This is a genomic window from Maribacter sp. Asnod2-G09, from assembly GCF_045063795.1.
Classification (GTDB): Bacteria; Bacteroidota; Bacteroidia; order Flavobacteriales; family Flavobacteriaceae; genus Maribacter.
Genome location: NZ_JBEFOA010000005.1, coordinates 1,251,315 through 1,272,762 on the forward strand (window position 1 = coordinate 1,251,315; position 21,448 = coordinate 1,272,762).

Sequence of the window (21,448 nt, forward strand, 5' to 3'; positions counted from 1 at the left end):
ATTATTCTTCAATAGTTGGTTGTGGAGCACCTGTAAAACGCTCTTGAATAGTTTGGAAAATAACGTACAATGCCGGTATAACGAATACACCGAATATGGTACCGATTAACATACCACCAACAGCACTCATACCAATAGATCTATTACCAACAGCACCAATACCCGATGATAATGCCAATGGCATTAAACCAAGAATGAATGCGAATGATGTCATTAAAATTGGTCTAAGTCTGGCTTTTGCACCATCGATAGCAGAGTCGATAATCGACATACCGTGTTTTCTACGTTGCAATGCGAACTCTACAATAAGAATGGCATTTTTCGAAAGCAGACCAATAAGCATAATCAATGCAATCTGAAAATAGATATTATTTTCAAGTCCGGCAATGCTAACAAAACCAATAGCGCCAGCAATACCTACGGGTAATGAAAGTAGAATTGATAATGGTAGAATATATGATTCGTACTGCGCACTTAGTAAGAAGTATACAAATACCAAACTCAAAATAAAAATAATGATGGTTTGGCTACCTGCGCTATTTTCTTCTTTAGTAAGTCCAGAATATTCATAGGTATAATTATTAGGTAATACCTCTGCAGCTACTTCTTCAATTGCTTTAATCGCATCACCAGTTGAATACCCAGGGTTCATAGCTCCGTTGATTTTTACAGAACTCAATAAGTTAAATCTACTTACCACCTCTGGACCATAAATTTTCTTCAACGATACAAATTGCGAAACGGCAACCGATTCTCCATTAGCATTGGTTACGAATATATGGTTCAATGAATTTTCATCGGCTCTATCTTCGGGTTTAGCTTGAATCATTACACGGTATTGCTTACCGAATTTATTGAAATCTGTAGTATAAAGACCACCATAATAACCTTGCATAGCACTAAAAACATCAGTAACAGCTAAGCCTGCCATTTTAGTTTTCTCAACATCTACATCTAATTCATATTGAGGGAAATTGGCGTTGAAGTTAGTAATCGCGTATTGTACCTCTGGTCGTGCATTAATGGCACCTAAGAACTCATTGGTAACTTTACTTACGGTTTGCCAATCATCAGCATCTTTACTCTGTAAGTTCATCTCAAAACCGGTAGAATTACCAAAACCACGAACACTTGGCGGCGTAAAGAAGAATATTTTAGCATCTTTTAATCCCGCTGTTTTTGCGAACAGGCTTCCTACCACTTCTTGAACAGATTCTCCTTCACCTTCTCTTTCACCCCAATCTTTAAGACGAAGAACAGAGAAACCATATGATCCACCGTTAACACTATTTAGAATACTGAACCCGGTAATGTTCATTCTAGCTTCTATGATATCCATAGATTCATAAATAGAATCGAGTTTCTTTACAGTTTTTTGTGTTTGTTCTAAAGTAGTACCAGGAGGCATTGTAACATCAGCAAATAATAACCCTTGATCCTCATTCGGTATAAACCCAGTAGGTGTAGATTGAAATAGTAAAACTGCAATAACTGCGAATATGACAAGCGAAACTCCAGTTAGCCATTTTCTTTTGGCTATATATTTTACTGATCCAACATATTTATTAGTTACCGCATCAAAACCAGTATTGAAAGCTGAGAAGAAACGTTTTACAACACCTTTCTTTTTTTCTTCGGATGTATGATGAGGTTTCAGTAAAAGAGCAGCCAAAGCCGGACTCAGTGTCAAAGCGTTTACAGCAGAAATAAGAATTGCTATTGCCAATGTGATACCAAATTGTTGGTAGAACACACCAGAAGATCCACTAATAAATGATACAGGAATAAATACTGCCGACATTACCAAGGTAATAGAAATAATTGCACCTGATATTTCTGACATGGCAGATTTCGTAGCCGTTTTAGCATTTGTAGCGCCTTCTTCCATTTTAGCATGCACGGCTTCTACCACCACAATGGCATCATCCACTACAATACCAATTGCAAGTATCATTGCAAATAGCGTTAACATGTTAATAGAATACCCAAATAATGAGAGGAAGAAGAATGTACCAATAATTGCAACTGGTACTGCAATTGCTGGTATTAATGTCGATCTAAAGTCTTGTAAAAATATGAATACCACTAAGAATACTAATAAAAAGGCCTCGATCAAAGTTTGTATCACGTGATCTATAGATGCACTTAAGAAATCTTTAGTGTTATAAGGTATTACATAATCTAGTCCTTTAGGGAAATCGGCTTTACTCTCTTCTAAAATTGTTTGAATTTCATCGATAATAGCATTTGCATTTGAGCCAGAAGTTTGAAAAACACCAACGGCAGCACCAGGCTTGCCCATACCTTCATTCTTAGTCCCGTAATTAAAAGCTCCCAATTCAATTTCGGCAACATCTCTAAGTCTTAAAAATTGTCCGTTTTCTTGAGCCTTAATAATGATATTTTCATATTCAGCTTCATTTGAAAGACGACCTTTATATTTTAATACATATTCGTAAACACCATCGGCATTTTCACCAATTTTACCTGTTGCAGCTTCGAGATTTTGTTCTGTAAGTGCAGCTTGAATATCGGATGGCATTAGCTTATAAGCGGCCATTTTTTCTGGATTAATCCAGATACGCATAGAATAATCTTTAGCACCAAATACAGTAACGTTACCTACGCCTTCAATACGTTGTAATTTTGGTACGATGTTAATTTTAGCATAGTTTTCTACAAAGGTGGCATCATACTCATCGTTATCAGAAAAGAGTGAGAAGAATAATAATGCACTGGTCTGAGATTTTTGTGTGATAACCCCTGTTTGAACAACACTTTGAGGTAATACACTATTTGCTCTTGCAACCCTGTTCTGTACGTTTACTGTAGCAATATCTGGATCAGTACCTAATTTAAAAAATACGTTTATGGTTGAAGCACCGTCATTACTTGCATTAGAAGTCATGTACAACATGTCTTCAACACCATTAATTTGCTCTTCTAGTGGAATTACAACACTATTAAGTACGGTTTCTGCATTTGCACCTGTATAGGTACTTGTAACTTGCACCGTTGGTGGTGCTATTTCTGGGTATTGTTCTATAGGCAAGGTCGTTAAACCTAAAACACCTAGAATAACTATAATGATCGAAATCACCGTAGAAAGTACGGGACGATCTATAAATCTTTGAAACATTGTTGTTTATTTATATGTTTTAATGAATAGCGGATGCTTACTTGGCTGGGCTAATAGCCATTCCGTCTTTTAATTTAGAAACTCCCTCAATAACAATAGTAGTTCCATCTTCAATTCCATTTTCAACTAAAAAGCCTTTTTGCGTTGTGGTAATGATATCTAATGGCATTGTAGTAACCGTATTATCATCTTTTAAAACGTAAACCAGTTTTTTACCTTGAAGATCAATAGTTGCAGTTTGTGGTATTTCATAAGAACCACTATAAATAGTCGGAATTTTAATTTTACCAGTACTACCGCTACTTAATAAGTTATTTTTATTGTCAAAATCTGCTCTTGCTGTTACACTACCGGTTGTACTATTAATAATAGTATTGATCATAGCAATTTTGCCAGGTTCAGCGTAATCTTCACCGTTGATCATAATTAAAGTTACCTCTGGGGCTTGCTCTAAGTCTAAAACGTTATTATCATTTTTAGGCAAAGACTCTTTTAGTTTTAAAAGCTCTTTCTCGTTCATTGAAAAATAAGCACGAACCTCGCTAATATCAGAAACTGTAGTTAATGGTTTAGCCATTGCAGAACTTACAAGCGCACCAATTTTAAAAGGAATCTCGCCAATATACCCATCAACAGGACTAGTGATACGAGAATAACCAATGTTAGAAGTAACACTTTGGTAATTTGCTTGTGCTTGTGCAAGTTGTGCTTTTGCAGTTTCTAATTGCACCGGGCTAATGATATTCTTATCTACTAAAGGCTTTAACTTATCAACTTCCACTTGCGCTACATTTACAGAAGCTTTTGCAGCGTTAGCATCTTGATTTAAAGTTTGAGTTTCTAATTTAAAAAGTAACTGACCTTTTTTAATTTTTTGACCTTCTTCAACATATACTTCTTGCACAAAACCAGATACTTTTGGCCATATTTCTACATTCTGTTTACCTTCAAGAGTAGTTGAGAATTCATTATATATAGTTAAGTCTTGCTTTTCTAATTTAGCGACTTTCAAACTTGGTGGTGGAGGTGCAGCCGGACCTTGAGCTGGTTTTTCTGATGAACCAAAGCACGAGCTTAAAAGAAGCACTGCACTTAATATTCCTATAATTGATAACTTTTTCATTTTAATTGGATGTTTATTTGTATTTGAAAATATAATTGAACCTGTTAAGGTTTTGTTAATTCAGGTTGTTCGGTATAAAACGAACTTAATTTATAAATTTTTTTAAATCAGCTTTCTTAGGGCTTCTATTGTTTCTTTATTAGTAGCTTCATTTTGGTCAAGACAATTTAAATACGCGTCCATTTTTGCTTTATTAGAAATGTATTTTTCATTGTTGTACTGTTGATCATACTTGGCAACTTTTTGAATCATTTTAGATTCATTAGTAGCTTTCTTAATAGCCTGCTCTAATTTTTTAATGAAAAAAGTGCTCTTGTCAGATATTTTAAAATACCTTCTTCTATCGCCAGATTTAGTAAAATAGGTTATCATACCTAATTGTAATAGTAAATTGAGCGATGTAGAAATAGAGCTTTTACTTGCCCCTCTTTTCATTTGACAATCGTCGAATGTAAGACCTACTTCTTCAGTTACTACAAGATTTCCAAATATTCTTGCAGCCAATGGAGGTAGATTATATTCAGCTTCAAAATGTACGCCTAGCTCTTCTATTAATCTTTGTTTATGTTCTTCTTTTTCCATGATTCGAAATTTGAAGCGACAAAGGTATAGTTAGTTCGGTTACAAACAAACTAAAAGAACTTAAATTTTGTTAAAGCTTGTTAAACTTATGTTACAGTCACAAAGATAACTGCTAACTATTTGAAAATTAATTCAATAAAAGATATTTTTAACTGTTTGGGTATTTAAAAAACGTCGTGTTTTCTATGGGAAGAAGACTCTGTTAAGCAACTTATAATAATTGTTAATGTAGAAAGAAGTGATTTAAGAAGCAAAAATGCCCTCTTTTTCAATTAGTGGAATAGTAATGAGGTTTGTTTCGGCAACTGAATTTTTATCGAAGACAAATCGTTTCTCGTATAATTTGCTATCGGCATAGAACGTAACATAAAACTCGTTGTTCAATGTTAAAACATCTTCTTGTACAACTTCAATCTTTTTAAATGATTTGGCTTCTACAACACCAATATTATGTCTCATTATTGAAGTTTTACGATCACCTTCATAACCTTTTGAAACTACCATAGTCATTTCAATAGCAGTTTCGCGATCGTTTAAGATATAAGCATTCCAGTCTTTGTCCAAGAATTCTTCGTTCCATTCGCGAATAATGGCGACGTGTACATCTTTAACAATAGGTATTTCAATATCTTTTTTCACAAGGCGATATTATAGGGCGCTTCTAAATTGCTCTAAAAAGCGTAAATCATTTTCGCTTAATAAACGTATATCAGTTATTTGATGAAGAAGCATAGCTATACGGTCGATACCAACTCCAAAAGCGAAACCTGAATAAACCTCAGGATCTAGTCCGCAATTTGTTAGCACATTTGGGTCTACCATACCGCAACCACCAATTTCTAACCAGCCAGTACCTTTGGTTATTTTATAGTCAGATTCAGTTTCTAGTCCCCAGTATACATCAACTTCAGCACTAGGCTCTGTGAATGGAAAGTAAGAAGGTCTTAGCCTAATTTTAGACTTTCCGAAAAGCTCGGCCGTAAAGTATTGAAGTGTTTGTTTTAAATCTGCAAACGAAACATCTTTATCAATATACAAACCTTCTACTTGGTGAAAGAAGCAATGAGAACGTGCTGAAATAGCTTCGTTTCTATATACTCTACCCGGAGATATGGTACGAATAGGAGGTTGGTGGTTTTCCATATAACGAACTTGAACCGATGAGGTGTGTGTACGCAAAAGAATATCTGGATCAGTTTGAACAAAGAAAGTATCTTGCATATCTCTTGCAGGATGGTATTCTGGTAAATTCAATGCCGTAAAATTATGCCAATCATCTTCTATCTCTGGACCTTCAGAAACGTTGAAACCAATTCTAGAGAAAATATCAATGATTTTATTCTTAACTATTGAAATAGGATGACGCGCACCTAATTCTATAGTATTACCAGGTCTAGACAAATCGCCATATACCTGTTCGTCTGTTTGGTTACTTTCTAAAACCTCTTTTAAAGATTCTACTTTTTCTGTAACAGTATTTTTAAGTTGGTTTACGGTCTTCCCGAACTCTTTTTTCTGGTCGTTTGGTACATTTTTAAACTCCGCAAAGAAGCTGTTAAAAATACCTTTTTTACCTAAATATTTAATTCGAAACGTTTCAACAGCTTCCATATTGTCAGCTGTGAACGATGCTACTGCAGAAATTTCTTCTTTTATCTTATCAATCATGAATGTTGATTAAAGCCGCAAATTTAAAACTTTTAAAACAGGTATGATATGTTTTTGTTGCTTAAGATGAATTAGCTATTAGCAAATTTATCTTTTACATTAGACTTAACATAGGTTAAACACTCATCAAACGATTTAAAAATATGCTCTTCTGGTATTAATTCTGGAATAACACCAACACGTTCCATCATATATCTAGGCTGTTTAAGGACATCAACAAATAGAATATCAATTCCAGATTTTCTAAGTCCGAACAAAACATCTTCCAAGGTATATAAGCCTGATTGATCCATGTATTCCATTCTGCCCATTCTTATGATTACGGTAGATGCCGTATTGGGTATTTGATCCGCCAAATGTTGAAACTCACTCGTAGATCCAAAGAATAATGGACCTTTTAAATGTTTTATGAAAACTTCTTCTTGTAAACTTAAAGGAAAAGCGGCCTCATCTGGCCAGTTAACTTCTTTCTCCAACGACTTTACATCTGAGCGTTCTGCGGTTAAATCGCCCATTTTTTTCATGAACATTAAAGAAGCGAGAACTAAACCAACACCCACTGCATATACTAAATTCCAAATAGAAGATAGTACAAGTACCACAAGCATGATTACCACTTCTGAACTAAATTTTAAAGGACCTATGCTTAAATCTTTAGGTAAACTTGGTATAGCCTTAAGGCCTTTATAATCCATTACGCCTAGACCAACGGTAACGAGTATACCTGCCAAAACAGCTGCCGGTATTTTTGACGCGATAGGGCCAAGGGCTAAAAGGACAATAAGCAGTAGAATGCCTGCCACCATACCAGATAATTTGGTTTTACCACCCGCATTTATATTTACTACAGTACGTATGGTAGCACCTGCACCAGGTATACCACCAAATATTGCTGCTATACTGTTACCTATACCTTGACCTACCAATTCTTTGTTTGGCTTATGCTTTGTTTTGGTCATATTATCTGCGACCACAGAGGTTAGCAGGGAATCTATGGCGCCCAGTAAAGCTAAAGTAAGAGCCGTAAAGACATATGGAGTAACAGTGTTTAAATCGAACTCGGTAAAGATGCCTAGATTTGGCATAGGAAAACCACTTGGTATTTCTTCTATAGTTCTATAATTCAGTCCAAAACCGTATGCTACACCAGATACTACAATCAATGCAACCAAAGCACTTGGTATTGCAGTAGTAATTTTCTTGAAGCCATAAATAATAATGATTGTAGAAAGGGCAAGAATTAATTCTAGCCAAATAATATTATTTAATGCTCTTGGTAATACTTTAATAGCGCCTATTACTCCCGATGCTTCAGAGTTTGCCAACGTCTGTGCCTCTTTTAGCTTATCTGCTTCGGTAATATCTTCAGCTTTAGAAATTGTTTCCTTAAAATCCTCGAGAACTAAAATACCTTCGCCGGCCTCTTCTTTTAATATGTTTTCTAAAATAATTTGTTCTGCCATGGGTTTGTAATTATTTACAAACTCGGCATCTTCTTTTGGGTAATAACCAATTGCGGGTAAAATTTGTGTTACTAGTATTATAACACCAATTGCAGTCATAAAACCAGAAACTACAGGGTATGGAATGTATTTAATGTACTTACCTATTCCTAAAAGACCTAGACCTATTTGCATTAACCCTGCCAATAGAAAAACTACTAGAATAGCTGGTAATGCTTTTTCTATGCTGCCATCGTTCATGGCTACTATACCGCCAATTACCACCATGCTTACTGCGGTCATAGGTGCAGTAGGACCAGAAATTTGTGTATTTGTTCCACCAAAAAGTGCAGCGAAAAAACTTATGAAAATTGCACCATATAATCCGGCACTTGGTCCCATACCTGAGCTAACCCCAAACGCTAGTGCTAGCGGTAAAGCAACGATACCCGCAGTGATACCGCCAAATAAATCTCCTTTGAAATTTGAAAATAGATTTTTCATATTCATAAAATAATCAATTTAAGTGAAATAGAATCACATCTTTGAGACCGGATTCTACTCATATTTTATTAATAAATTATCGTTGGCTGCGAATAATTGATTGATTTCCTAGTATAATAAAACCGATGAATTTCATCGGTTTTATAAGCTCTATTTTATATAAACGACTTCTAGTTGTAGAAATCAACGGCACCTGTAGCAATATCATACATAGCACCTACTATTAGTACTTCGCCGTTTTTTTCCATTTCAGCTAAAACGGGACTTTGAGTTCTAATATTATCAATAGTCAATTCTACATTTTTTGCAGAAACGCTATCTACAAATTCTAAATTTTTAGAATTTCTTAAACTCTCGTCGGTTGGTTCTTTAACCGCATCTACCGCAGGTTCTATCTTATTGATAAGAGCGGTAAGGTTACCTAATCGCGCATGATCACAAGCACCTTTAATAGCACCACAGCTTGTATGACCTAAAACGACAATTAATTTTGTGCCGGCTAGTTTACAACCAAATTCCATACTACCTAATATATCTTCGTTTACAAAGTTACCAGCTATTCTAACGCTAAAAATGTCTCCTAGTCCTTGGTCAAAAACCAATTCGGCAGAAACTCTAGAATCTATACAACTTAGTATGGTAGCGAAAGGAAATTGACCTTCACTAGTATCGTTAACTTGTTCTAAAAGGTTACGATTTGCTTTTAAGTTATTTTGAAATCTCTGATTTCCTTCCTTTAAGAAATCTAAAGATTTCTTTGGGGTCATCGTTGCTTGAGTTTCTTTAGTATGTGCTTTCATATTATTTTTTTATTAAGATATTTTTTAATTACTGTTGTAAAATCAGTATTAACTTTTTATAATTTTTAGCTTAAACTTACATTCGATTTTGGTCGTTGCTCAAAGAATTCGATATAACTTGGCGGATTCTCTACAACACCGCGCTTAGAAATAAGCTTAATGTCAATATTTCTTTCTTTGGCCTTATGGCTGAAATCTTCTAATATTTCTATAATATCATAATCTAAGAATCTTGTTTTTAAGACGTCAAGTTCTAAGTAGGTGTTCTCAGGAAGACTGTCCAACTCTTTCAAAATAGCACCTTTGTTGAAAAAAGTAACTTCTTCTGCCAAAGTCATTTTAATTTTATGCTTACCATCACTATTATCTTCGATATGAAGAAAGTGAGAGTTTTGGTAGCTCTTTAATAAAATAACAACGATACCTACAGCAAGACCTAAACTAATACCAACTAGTAAATCAGTAAAAACAATACCTATAACAGTTACAAAAAATGGTATAGATTGTTTCCATCCTAATTTATACATTTTTATGAATAAGGCTGGTTTTGCTAATTTAAATCCTACAATAAACAAAATAGCAGCCAAAACCGATAACGGAATCATATTCAATAATGTTGGAATCAAGACTACAGAAATCAATAATAAGAAACCATGAATTATGGCAGATAATTTAGTTCTACCACCAGATTGTATGTTGGCCGAACTACGAACGATTACTTGAGTTATTGGTAAACCACCAATAAGACCAGATACGATGTTACCAGCACCCTGTGCAAGTAATTCTCTGTTGGTCGGCGTTACATTTTTATGCGGGTCTAGTTTATCTGTTGCTTCTACACAAAGTAAAGTTTCTAAACTGGCAACTAACGCAATGGTAAAAGCAGTAATCCAAACTTGCGGATTAGTTATGGCACCAAAATTAGGAAAGCGAAATTGCCCTATAAAAGATGAAAAATCTTCTGGTACAGGAACACTTACTAAGTGTTCTTTTGATATTCCTAATACTTCGTTGTCTTGTGTAAAAACATAAAATAAGATACCAATAGCAACAGCCACCAATGGACCTTGTATAATTTGAAATACTTTACCTTTTTTAGAAAGTACCTTATCCCAAAGTAAAAGAATGGCAAGACCAATAATAGCAATTAAGGTAGCGCCCGGGCTAATATTATTTATAGTATTAAGAATCTCTGAAAATGTATTTTCACCATCTACTTGAAAAAATGCCCAATCACCTTCTGGGTCAGGATCGTATCCGAAAAAGTGAGGAATCTGTTTTAGAATGATAATAATACCAATACCGGTAAGCATTCCTTTAATTACAGAAGACGGAAAATAATAACCAATTACTCCAGCCTTTAAAATTCCGAATACCATTTGGATAATTCCACCTAGCACAACTGCTACTAAGAAATTTTCATAACCGCCTAGCGTACCAATTGCTGTTAATACAATTGCAGCAAGACCTGCAGCAGGGCCACTAACTCCGATTTTAGAACCACTAAGGCCACCCACTAAAACACCACCGATAATACCGGCGATTACACCTGAAAATAATGGAGCTCCACTAGCTAAAGCAATACCTAGACATAATGGTAGTGCAACGAAAAATACAACGATACTCGCAGGAATATCATTTTTGATATGTTTAAACATGTAAATAATATAATTGTGCCCTCGAATTAGTTCAGGACAGATTAGTTAATTGATAAAGAACAGAAATGACTAAATAGTCTGGTCTGGTGGGGGAGATAATACTTCTAATGATAGGTCTTGGTAACCTTCAATATTAAAATTGCTATTAATTGAATTTTCAAAAATGGCAACTATTGAAAAATCTAAAGAATTTTCTTTAACGAACTTTTCTTCACCCATAGATTTTTTACCAGACTCTTGTTCTTCTTCGTTAAGGTTGGTAATTACTATTGGGTTGTCAACATCGCATAGCGTTATAATGCTCGGTGCAGTAACTGCAAAAAGCCATAATAACAATAAAGTAATGCGTGCGAAAAATGTCATATACTAAAAATCAATCGTAAAGATAGTGTTGAAATGGTTAAATACTGTTAACAATCTTCTAAAAATCCTTTAACAGTTTAAGTTCGTAGTTTTGAATCCACCCTGTTTTACCATCTGATAATCTAATTTTATTCCAATCATTTAACTGGTCTAAAACATTTACTTTGGTACCTGCATGAATCAAAAATACTTCTGCACTAGTGTTATTAGGCTCAGATTTTACAATGCTTTCTTCAGCGAAAATTATTGCAGGTTGATTTTTATCAAAATCATTTCGTTGTATAAATGCGAAAAGAACAGAAATTAAACATAAGAACAGCGCAAGTAAACTACCAATAAATGTAAATCGTTTTCTAGTGCTGTAACTAGAGTTGTAAAAGTAGATGTATAGAAGAACAAAAAGCAACATAAAGCCAATGGCTACATACGCCCATTGATCAAAAGTTAATTTACCTGTTATGTTTTTATACAGTTTTGATAATCCCGTTTCGGGCATGGTATCAATAGCATCAATGGTCATGTTCTGAGCATAACTCAAATTTGTTTTTACCTCTGTATCGTTTGGTGATAGCAGTAAAGCTTTCTCATAAAAATAGATGCTTTCAGCAATTTTATTAAGCTTGTAATATGAATTACCTAGGTTATAGTATACGGCAGTAGAATGCTTGCCATTACTAAGAATATCGTTATAATACGTTACTGCCTGTTCATACTCACCGGCATTATATGCTTCGGTTGCCTGCTCAAACAATTTGTCGTTCTGAGCGGCGCAAAAGAAAACCGAGAAAAGGCTAATAAGAGTAGCTAGCTTTTTGAACATACTTATAATTGTTTATCCATTATAGAAATTACCTCGCTTGCCTTATCATAATCGGCTTGCATTTGTACGTTTGAGAATGGGCTATATCTTGCCGCTTCGCAATTTTTAAGAAGCGCTATAAAGCTGTCTACTGTAGTGTCGTCTATTTGCTTCTCTGTAAGCAGTTCGTTGATTTTATCTTTACTGAACTCTGAAGTTTCAATCTTCAGCTTAGCCTTCAAGTAATTATGTAGCGCTCGTTCAAGTGCGACATAAAAAGATTCTTTATTGCCCAATTGTTTTCTTGCCGCAGATAAATACTTGCGAGCAAGTTTGTTCGCTTTTCTAATTTTATTGCCAACAATATCACCAGCGATAGCATCTCTTTTCTTTCTAAAGAAAATGGCTAAAGGAATTAGTAATAACGGACTCAATAACCACGCATAGAAGGCGGTGGAATTAAAAAAGTATGAAGCTGATTGACTTGTTAGATTAGGTGTAAGTTTTAAGAAATTGAATTCATTTCCGCTGCTAATAACCGATTGCTTGTTGCTATTGGTATTTGCATCAGAATTAGACGAAGCACTTAACGGACCTTCTAAAACATTAATAACAATTTCATCGGATGTTAACGTGGTATATTTTCCGGTGGATGGATTAAAATAACTAAAGCTCAAAGGTGAAATAGGATATTTACCTCTAAAAGATGGCACTATGGTGTATTGGTTGCTCACCTTACCTTGCATACCTGCCAAGGTAGTTCTAACACCTTCTGTAAACTCGGGCTCATAAACTTCTAACGCACTTGGTAATTCAGGTTCTGGAAGCTTAAATAATTTTAAATTTCCCTTACCACTTACTTCTACCGTTGCTTGTAAAGATTCTGTCGCGTTTAAACTCGTTTTGCTTGTCGTTACTGAAAAATCAAAATCACCTACAGCACCATTAAAATCAGCAGGTTGATTGTCTATTGGTAATGCTTTTACATTAATAGTTCTATTACCGGCAGATACAGTTTTGTTTGTTTGGGCAAACATTCGTTGACCAAAGAAATCTCGTCTTGCAGTAGGAACATCAACCGTTACCTCAAGAGATAAAGGTTCGATGTTTAATTTTCCAGATTTTTGAGGATAAAGAACCACACGTTTTAAGATTACATAACGATATGGTTTGCCTTTGTAAGTGCCATTTTGCGCACTAAGCATGTTTACTTTAATATCTTGACTCCAGAAATTATTATAAGTTGGGTTGTCTAAAGGTTGATAATTCGACACCCTAATATCTGGGCTTACATACAATTTGTAAATAACCGTAATGGCTTCATTTAAATACGGATTGGTTTTTGAAATCTCGGCAACCAAATGTAAATTTTCATCTGCTATATCATCAGCTGTCATTTGATCACTAGGCTTATCAACCGCTGCAGTTACTTCTACATTTTGCGCCAATGACTTATAGGTTTCCCCACCAATTACAATAGATGCTTGTTTAATAGTGAATTTACCTCTTGCAGTAGGAGATAGTGTGTATGAATACGATTTCGAGTAACTTCTAACACCATTGATCCATGAAGAACTAATAGATTGAGAAGGTCCCATAACTACTTTGAATCCGTTGAAATCTGGCGGACTAAAATTATCGCCATCACGGTTCATAATAAAATCTACACGCAGTCTTTCGTTTAAACCAAGCTTAGGTTTGCTTAGTTTCATCTCAAAAGTAACAGCACTGTTATCTTGGCCCATCATCAAAATTGATGATAGAAAAACGGTTAATACTAACCCAAGTTTAGCTATGGACTTAAAGTCTACCAATCTTTTTCGGTTTTAATTTTAGCACCTTTTACCTTTTTAGCATCGATTTTATCTTGTACCTTTTTTTCTGCATTTTGCATGGCTCTCAATAAATTCTCGACCTGCTGCTTAGAAAGTTGATTAGGTCTAGGTTGTTGTTGCTCTTGTTCGTTGTCGCCATCGCCCTGTTCAGGTTTCTTCTTTTGATCAGATTTGTCCCCTTCACCGTCCTTGTTGTCATCTTTCTTCTCTTCGTCTTTATCGCCTTCGTCACCCTTGTCACCGTCTTCGCCTTGGTCTTTCTTGTCCTCGTTGTCGCCTTCGTCCTTTTTATCTTCGTCTTTGTTCTCGTCTTGATCTTTGTCCTTATCCTTATCGTCTTGATCTTGCTTGTTTTCGTCTTGCTCTTTTTTCAAAAGCTCTTTTGCCAAGGCTAAATTATAACGGGTTTCTTCATCTGTAGGATCATTACGTAAGGCTTCTTTATAAGCTTCTACCGCCTTAGCATAATCTTTACGCTTCATAAAAACATTACCCATATTGTGGTAAGCTTTGTGTTTATCTGCTTTAGATGTAGATGCTTCGCCAGCTTCTTTAAATCTACCAAAGGCTTCATTATACGTTTCATTTTCATAATAGGCGTTACCTAAATTGTAAGGGGCAGCACTGTTATCTGAACTCTTTGAAATTGCCTTTCTGTAATCTACTTCTGCAGCAATAAAATCATCTTCTGATAATGCCTTGTTAGCATCCCAAGTAAGATTGGTAGATGATTGTAAAGACTTTTGTTTTTCTTTCTCATCAACCTCTTGAGCAAAAGATGAAAAGCAAATAAAAAGTAGTATTAAAACTGTATTTATTTTATTCATTTCTTTTCTCATTGAACAAATTAAGTTTCTTTAACCAGCTTGTCTTGCGGTCCAAGATAAATATATCTAAAAAGAGAAGCAACAATGCCCCGCCAATAAACCATTGAAACTGATCTTTATATTCTGCGAATTGTTTGGCTTCGAATTCCTTCTTATCCATTTTCAACAATTCTTCTTTAATAAATTCTACAGCTGCATCGGTGTTAGAACCATCTATATATTGTCCATCACCTTCATTTGCGATATCTACTAAAACATTCTCATTTAATCGAGTAATTACGGTTTCACCTTGACTGTCCTTTTTTAAGCTTTCTAAAATTCCGTTTCTTTTAATCGGAATCGGAGCACCTTTTTCTTTACCAACACCTATAGTGTAAATAATAATACCTTCATCAACGGCATCTTCTACAGCGTCTATGGTAGAACCTTCAGAATGATCTTCGCCATCAGAGATAATAAATAATACACGGTTGGTCTGTTCTGCATCATCGTAATAAGTAGTAGCTAGTTCAATCGCTTGGTCAATAGCCGTACCTTGAGATGTTAGCATATCTGTATTCATGCCCTGTAAGAACATTTTTGCAGCACCATAGTCAGTTGTAATTGGTAGTTGTGGGTATGCTTGCCCAGCGTAGGCTATAATACCGATACGGTCACTTGCAAGTTGGTTTATAATTTCAGAAACCAATCTTTTTGCCTTCTCCAATCTGTTTGGGGCAATATCTTCTGCAAGCATACTTTTACTTACATCAACAGCAAAAACAATATCTACCCCTTCTCTTTTAACGGTCTCTAGTTTTGTGCCAATTTTAGGATTTACAAGACCTACAATCATAAGCGCCAATGCAAGAATAAAAACAACCAATTTTAAACCTCCTTTATTATAAGAACGATTTGGTGTCAGCCTTTTTAAAAGTTCAGTGTCTGCAAATTTCTTTTGTGTTCTCTTTTTCCATACCAATAATAATAGGAACAACACCACTATCACCGGAATGATAATGAGTAAATAGAAATATATTTTTTCGTCGTACTGTACCATATTATACAAAGCTTCTAAAAAGCGTGTTTCTTAAAATCCATTCTAATAAAAGCAATCCTCCAGCTAATAAAATCCAAAGTCTAAATTTCTCTTCGTAGCGGTAATATTTAAATTCCTCTACCTCAGTTTTTTCTAGTTTGTTGATTTCATCATAGATTTCTTCTAGAGATTCGTTGTCAGTAGCTCTAAAATATCTCCCTCCTGTAGTATTTGCGATATCTTTCAGTAATTCTTCGTCTATTTCTACCTGTCGCATGCCAAACCTGAAAGAGCCATCGGCATTATAAGAAATAGGTGTAAGGGCATTACCGTTAGTACCTAGACCAATAGTATATGTTTTAATGCCAAATTCGAGTGCAAGTTCAGATGCGGTTTGTGGCTCAATAAAACCAGTGTTGTTAACACCATCGGTCAACAAGATGATGATTTTACTTTTCGCCTTACTATCCTTTAAGCGGTTAACAGAAGTTGCTAGTCCCATACCAATGGCGGTACCATCATCTAATTGCCCGTATGAAATTTCTGAAAGAGCATTAAGCACAATAGCTTTATCTGTAGTAATGGGTGTTTTAGTATACCCTTCACCAGCATAAGCAACAAGACCAATACGGTCATTAGGTCTTTGCTTGATGAAATCTGCAGCAACTTCTTTCAGTGCCGATAGTCTGTTAGGTTTTAAATCTCTTGCAAGCATACTAGAAGAAACATCAATAGCCATTACAATATCAATACCTTTTGTGGTTTTGGTTCTTGTAGATATATCTTCTGTCTGTGGTCTTGCCAGCGCTACAATGATGGCACCTAATGCCAATATGCGCAGAATAAACAAACCTGGCTTTAATTTTGGCAAAATACTATTATAGGTAAAACCTTTTGCGCTAGAAATTCGCAAAGATGCGGTTTGCTCTTTTTGTTTAAATATATACCACACGATTGCTAATGGCAGTAATAAAAACAGCCAAAAGAAATCAGGATTTGCAAATGATATATTCTCGAACATTTATAATTCTGTTTTTACTTCAACCGATGCTAAAATTCGGTCTACTATTTCTTGTGCGTACGTGTCATCTTTTAACCAAGTAAGAATTACATACTGTTGAAAACCTTTTCCTCCAAATAGGAGCACGGTATATTCGCCTTCCATTAATTCTTCAGATCCTGGTGCTAAAAATTTACCACTACCATAAACTTTCACCCCTTTAACTCCGCTAATAGTGCTAAACTCTTCTTGCTTGGTAATGATGTTCTTTGCACCCTGACTTTCAAAATTCGATAAAATCTGTTCAATGGTTTTATCAAACTCTGGTTCTACATCTTTTTGTGCTAGTGTTACAGATGTTGTTGCTACATTAAAAAGACCGATCGGACTAGAATATTGAAATGCCTGTATATCTTCAATGGCAGCTTTAGCTTCTGCAGGTAATTTTATTTTTTGACGGACCAAAACCTGAGGAGTCTCTACTTGAATAGGAGGAAAACCATAACTACTACGTACCCATTCGCCCTCTAAAAGTTCTTTTGTAGGGTGCCCTAAAACGGTATCTTTTAAATAACCGAATCCGAATTTTACGCCGGCAATGGTAATGCCTATTAGAATTAAGGCTACGGTAGATATTATAGCAATTTTTATTTTCTTCTTTTTAGCCTTGCGCTCAAGCTCTTCTTGGTATTCGGCTTGTTCTAGCAACTCTTCTTCCGTTGGTTCTGGTAAAGCTTCGTGTGTTTTTTCTACAATCTGCTCAACTAGCTTTCTATCTTGTTCTGCAACCGATGTTGAAGGTTTGTTCTTGGCGAATTTCACTAAATCTGCCGTTTGTAATATCTGTGAAAATTGTTTGATGGTGTCATCATCTAACTGCAATTCTCCGGCATCTTTTAGAAGTTCTAATTTTTCAATTAGTTGTCCTGTTGTACTTTCCATGGCAGTTACATGGGCGTCTTCCTCTAAGTAAGAACGTACAATGGTGGTCAATTCAGAATAATACTCTTTGTACTCGTCTTGAATTAGATATTTAGAATTTTCTAAACGTTTAAGTTCTAATAAGGCTCTGTCATACGGTGGTAAAAGAGCTACTTTTTCTTCTTCGGTAAGTGGTTTTTTACGAAATACGAACCAATATAAGAGTCCACCAAAAATCAATAAAACCAGTAAACCTATGAGTAAGTATTTCCAAAAAGCTAGGTTGCTTTTTTCGACATTGATAAGTGGTTTAATGTCGTACATTTTCTGATTTAAGGTATCTACTGGTATGGTAGCTACATTGATCAGTGTAGAATCGGTCATATAGCCGGTTCCATTAATATCTATACGTTGCGATGGTAATTTGTACGCACCAGAATCGAATTGTGTAAGGGCGTATATTTTTTGAAGTGTAAGTCTGTCTTTTTCCCTTGTGGTATCTGTAGCGAATGCCTCTACGGTTTCTAATGGAGAAAATGTTTGTCCCTCCGGGAAAATAACAAAATCAGTAGAATCTATATCGACCGTAACCGTCCATTGAACCTGTTCGCCAATTTTAATAAAAGTGGTATCGACCTTTGTCGTAATATTTGGTCGTTCTTGAGCAGATAGTTCAACGAAGAACAGCAGAAATACCAATAAAGGTGAAATTCGTTTTATGAACGAAACACCGCTTTCAATTGTTCTATTAGTAGTCATCATTCGTATCAACCTCTTCGTTTAAAATAGCCCAATAATTTTTTCACATAACTCTCATCGACCCTGCAATCTAAAACTCCGCAACCAGCTTTGGTAAACGATTCTTTAAAATAAGCAACACGTTCTCTGTTATATGTAGCATAAGCGTTACGTACTTTTTTAGATTTGGTATTCACCAATTGTAGTTTACCGGTTTCGGCATCTTCAATTTGAACCATACCTATATTCGGGATGGTTTCTTCACGTTCATCGTAAATGCGAATACCTGTTACGTCGTGCTTGTTACCTGTAATCTTTAACGTCTTTTCATATCCTTCATCAATAAAATCAGAAAGAACAAAAACGATAGCTTTCTTTTTCATGATGCTGCTCAAGAATTTTAATGCCTGTGCAATATCTGTTTTGTTGCTTTTAGGCTTAAATTCTATCAACTCTCTAATAATGCGTAAAACGTGTGTTTTTCCTTTTTTAGGCGGAATAAAAAGTTCTATTTGATCAGAGAACAAGATGACACCGACCTTATCATTATTTTGTAGCGCACTAAAAGCTAACGTTGCAGATATTTCGGTAACGATTTCATTTTTAAATTGATTGGTAGTACCGAATAATTCAGATCCGCTAATATCTACCATCAACATCATGGTCAATTCTCTCTCCTCTTCAAAAACCTTTATGTAAGGTTCGTTATATCGGGCGGTAACGTTCCAATCAATATTTCTTACATCATCACCAAATTGATACTGTCGTACTTCACTAAAAGTCATACCACGACCTTTAAAGGTAGAGTGGTATTCCCCACCAAACATATGGTCAGAAAGACGTCTCGTCTTTATTTCAATTTTCCGTACTTTTTTGAGTAGCTCTTTGGTATCCATTTTTTTAGTAAACAGTTTACAGTCTCCGTTAGCAGTGTGTCATATTCGGTATCAAATAATTGTATTTACCGAATATCACAAGCAGATCAAGGTACTTCTATCTCGTTTACAATCTTGTTGATGATATCAACAGAGGTAATGTTTTCAGCTTCTGCCTCGTAAGTGATTCCTATTCTATGTCTTAAAACATCATGTACAATAGCTCGTACATCTTCAGGAACAACATAACCTCTTCTTTTAATGAAAGCATAACATTTAGCAGCGGTACCTAAGTTGATACTTCCCCTTGGTGATGCACCAAAACTGATTAAAGGTTTTAAGCTTTCTAAATTATATTTTTCAGGATATCTAGTAGCGAAAACAATATCAAGAATGTATTTCTCAATCTTTTCGTCCATATATACTTCACGTACTGCTTTCTGTGCACTAAGTATTTGTTCTATGGATACAACAGCGTTTACGGTCTCATAATTACCCAATAAATTCTGACGCATGATTAACTGCTCTTCATTAATTTTCGGATAATCAATAACGGTTTTCAACATAAAACGGTCAATTTGCGCTTCAGGTAACGGGTACGTACCTTCTTGCTCAACTGGGTTTTGGGTTGCCATTACTAAGAAAGGTTTATCAAGAATAAAAGTTTCGTCACCAATGGTCACTTGCTTCTCTTGCATAGCTTCCAATAAAGCAGATTGAACTTTAGCAGGTGCACGGTTAATCTCATCTGCAAGAACGAAATTTGCGAAAATCGGACCTTTCTTAATAGAAAAGTCGTTTAATTTCATATTGTAGATCATTGTACCAACAACATCTGCAGGCAGCAAATCTGGTGTAAACTGTATTCTACTAAAACTACCTTTAACAGCTTTTGAAAGTGTGTTGATCGCCAAGGTTTTTGCTAAACCGGGTACCCCTTCCAACAAAATATGACCTTGTCCTAAAAGTCCGATTAATAATCGCTCGACCATATATTTCTGGCCTACGATTACCTTATTCATTTCAAGCATCAGTAAATCGATAAAAGCGCTTTCTTTTGCTATTTTCTCATTAACAGCACTAATGTCAATTGAAGTATTTTCTTCCATTTAAAACTATATATTATTGATTGTTAAGGCTTCTAATTTTAACAGTTATGCAAATTGAAAATTTATTCACTCAGTCGCTGTTAATGATAGGTTAAAAAAATGGAAAACCCCATATTTTTATGAAGGTTTTAAGGGATTTCTTTTTAATTTCATTAATCAAATAACAATACATTGAAATATTCTAGAATAATTGCGGGTACAATGACTTGGGGTAAATGGGGTAAACAGCATTCTACCACCGAGATGATTTCACTAATGAATCATTGTTTAGAAAATAACATTACCACTTTTGATCATGCCGATATTTATGGTGATTATTCCAATGAAGAAGATTTCGGTAAAGCATATAAAAAAAGTGCCATCAAGAGAGAAGACATTCAATTGATCAGCAAATGTGGTATTCAATTCGATGTAAAGGAAAGAACCAATAGGATTAAGCACTACGATTATGATAAAGACTATGTTATATCATCGGTAGAGCGGTCTTTGAAAATGCTACAGACAGATCATTTAGATATGCTGTTATTGCATAGACCTAGTCCATTAATGAACCCTTCAGAGATTGCAGAAGCCATAGATAAATTAAAGAATGATGGAAAGATCAGGCAATTCGGAGTGTCGAATTTTACGCCGTCTCAAATTCAACTTATAGAAAAGGAAATTCAAGTTGAGGCGAATCAAGTAGAGTTTTCATTGTCATCTAACACAGTAATGAACGATGGTACTTTAGACGATTGTATCATTTTTGACCGATTAGCAATGAGCTGGAGTCCGCTTGGCAATTATTTTAGAGAAGAGTCAAAGGCAAATGCAAGAATTAAAAAAGTATTGGTTGATTTAAGTAAAAAATATGATGCAACAGAAGATCAACTTTTATTGGCTTGGATCTTAAAACACCCTTCTAATATTAACCCTGTGGTAGGCACGGCGACACCAAGGCGATTAAAAATGGCAATGGATGCGGTATCAATTGATATGGATGTTCAAGATTGGTTTATCTTGCTAGAAGCTAACGAAGGACATGAAGTTGCATAATCAAAAAATATA

At 35.2% G+C, this 21,448-nt stretch carries 18 protein-coding genes; 1 reads left to right on the forward strand and 17 read right to left on the reverse strand.

Annotated features, from left to right (window positions below; translation table 11 throughout):
• Window position 1 precedes the first annotated feature (1 nt).
• The 17 genes from ACJJVT_RS17405 to ACJJVT_RS17485 all read right to left on the reverse strand — a co-directional run bounded on the left by ACJJVT_RS17405 (window position 2) and on the right by ACJJVT_RS17485 (window position 20,401).
• Window positions 2-3,139, reverse strand: a complete 3,138-nt coding sequence (locus tag ACJJVT_RS17405) for an efflux RND transporter permease subunit (RefSeq protein ID WP_405400400.1) — start codon at window positions 3,137-3,139, stop codon at window positions 2-4.
• A 37-nt stretch (window positions 3,140-3,176) separates the two neighbouring features.
• The gene (locus tag ACJJVT_RS17410) at window positions 3,177-4,262 is read right to left on the reverse strand and encodes an efflux RND transporter periplasmic adaptor subunit (protein ID WP_405400401.1); all 1,086 of its coding nucleotides are present in this window, start codon (window positions 4,260-4,262) and stop codon (window positions 3,177-3,179) included.
• 102 nt (window positions 4,263-4,364) lie between these two features.
• Window positions 4,365-4,844, reverse strand: coding sequence for a GbsR/MarR family transcriptional regulator (locus tag ACJJVT_RS17415; protein ID WP_405400402.1), 480 nt, complete (start codon window positions 4,842-4,844; stop codon window positions 4,365-4,367).
• Between the two features lie 243 nt (window positions 4,845-5,087).
• Complete coding sequence (locus ACJJVT_RS17420) at window positions 5,088-5,483, reverse strand: hypothetical protein (protein WP_405400403.1); 396 nt, start codon at window positions 5,481-5,483, stop codon at window positions 5,088-5,090.
• Between the two features lie 9 nt (window positions 5,484-5,492).
• Window positions 5,493-6,512, reverse strand: coding sequence for a phenylalanine--tRNA ligase subunit alpha (gene pheS / locus ACJJVT_RS17425; protein ID WP_405400404.1), 1,020 nt, complete (start codon window positions 6,510-6,512; stop codon window positions 5,493-5,495).
• A 71-nt stretch (window positions 6,513-6,583) separates the two neighbouring features.
• Window positions 6,584-8,458: a SulP family inorganic anion transporter gene (locus ACJJVT_RS17430; RefSeq protein WP_405401056.1), complete on the reverse strand. Its 1,875-nt coding sequence runs from the start codon at window positions 8,456-8,458 to the stop codon at window positions 6,584-6,586.
• Window positions 8,459-8,628: 170 nt separating this feature from the next.
• On the reverse strand, window positions 8,629-9,258 hold the full coding sequence (locus tag ACJJVT_RS17435) for a carbonic anhydrase family protein (protein WP_405400405.1): 630 nt from the start codon (window positions 9,256-9,258) through the stop codon (window positions 8,629-8,631).
• Between the two features lie 65 nt (window positions 9,259-9,323).
• The gene (locus tag ACJJVT_RS17440) at window positions 9,324-10,916 is read right to left on the reverse strand and encodes a SulP family inorganic anion transporter (RefSeq protein ID WP_405400406.1); all 1,593 of its coding nucleotides are present in this window, start codon (window positions 10,914-10,916) and stop codon (window positions 9,324-9,326) included.
• Window positions 10,917-10,985: 69 nt separating this feature from the next.
• On the reverse strand, window positions 10,986-11,279 hold the full coding sequence (locus tag ACJJVT_RS17445) for a hypothetical protein (RefSeq protein ID WP_405400407.1): 294 nt from the start codon (window positions 11,277-11,279) through the stop codon (window positions 10,986-10,988).
• Window positions 11,280-11,337: 58 nt separating this feature from the next.
• Complete coding sequence (locus ACJJVT_RS17450) at window positions 11,338-12,099, reverse strand: tetratricopeptide repeat protein (RefSeq protein ID WP_405400408.1); 762 nt, start codon at window positions 12,097-12,099, stop codon at window positions 11,338-11,340.
• A 2-nt stretch (window positions 12,100-12,101) separates the two neighbouring features.
• On the reverse strand, window positions 12,102-13,826 hold the full coding sequence (locus tag ACJJVT_RS17455) for a BatD family protein (RefSeq protein WP_405401057.1): 1,725 nt from the start codon (window positions 13,824-13,826) through the stop codon (window positions 12,102-12,104).
• 59 nt (window positions 13,827-13,885) lie between these two features.
• Window positions 13,886-14,740 (reverse strand): tetratricopeptide repeat protein, encoded by an 855-nt coding sequence (locus ACJJVT_RS17460; RefSeq protein ID WP_405400409.1) that lies wholly within the window; start codon window positions 14,738-14,740, stop codon window positions 13,886-13,888.
• Window positions 14,733-15,779, reverse strand: coding sequence for a VWA domain-containing protein (locus ACJJVT_RS17465; protein ID WP_405400411.1), 1,047 nt, complete (start codon window positions 15,777-15,779; stop codon window positions 14,733-14,735). The genes ACJJVT_RS17460 and ACJJVT_RS17465 overlap by 8 nt, the downstream gene beginning before the upstream one ends.
• Window position 15,780: 1 nt before the next feature.
• A complete protein-coding gene (locus tag ACJJVT_RS17470; RefSeq protein WP_405400413.1) occupies window positions 15,781-16,779 on the reverse strand; it encodes a vWA domain-containing protein in 999 nt (332 codons plus the stop codon).
• Complete coding sequence (locus ACJJVT_RS17475) at window positions 16,780-18,441, reverse strand: hypothetical protein (protein ID WP_405400415.1); 1,662 nt, start codon at window positions 18,439-18,441, stop codon at window positions 16,780-16,782. It abuts the gene before it with no gap.
• 5 nt (window positions 18,442-18,446) lie between these two features.
• Window positions 18,447-19,313, reverse strand: a complete 867-nt coding sequence (locus tag ACJJVT_RS17480; RefSeq protein WP_324024942.1) for a DUF58 domain-containing protein — start codon at window positions 19,311-19,313, stop codon at window positions 18,447-18,449.
• A gap of 86 nt (window positions 19,314-19,399) precedes the next feature.
• On the reverse strand, window positions 19,400-20,401 hold the full coding sequence (locus ACJJVT_RS17485) for a MoxR family ATPase (RefSeq protein WP_303598798.1): 1,002 nt from the start codon (window positions 20,399-20,401) through the stop codon (window positions 19,400-19,402).
• Between the two features lie 171 nt (window positions 20,402-20,572).
• On the opposite strand from ACJJVT_RS17485, the gene ACJJVT_RS17490 reads away from it, so the two are divergent.
• Window positions 20,573-21,436 carry an aldo/keto reductase family oxidoreductase gene (locus ACJJVT_RS17490; protein WP_405400416.1) on the forward strand — a complete coding sequence of 288 codons (864 nt, stop codon included), beginning with the start codon at window positions 20,573-20,575 and terminating at the stop codon, window positions 21,434-21,436.
• Window positions 21,437-21,448: the final 12 nt, after the last annotated feature.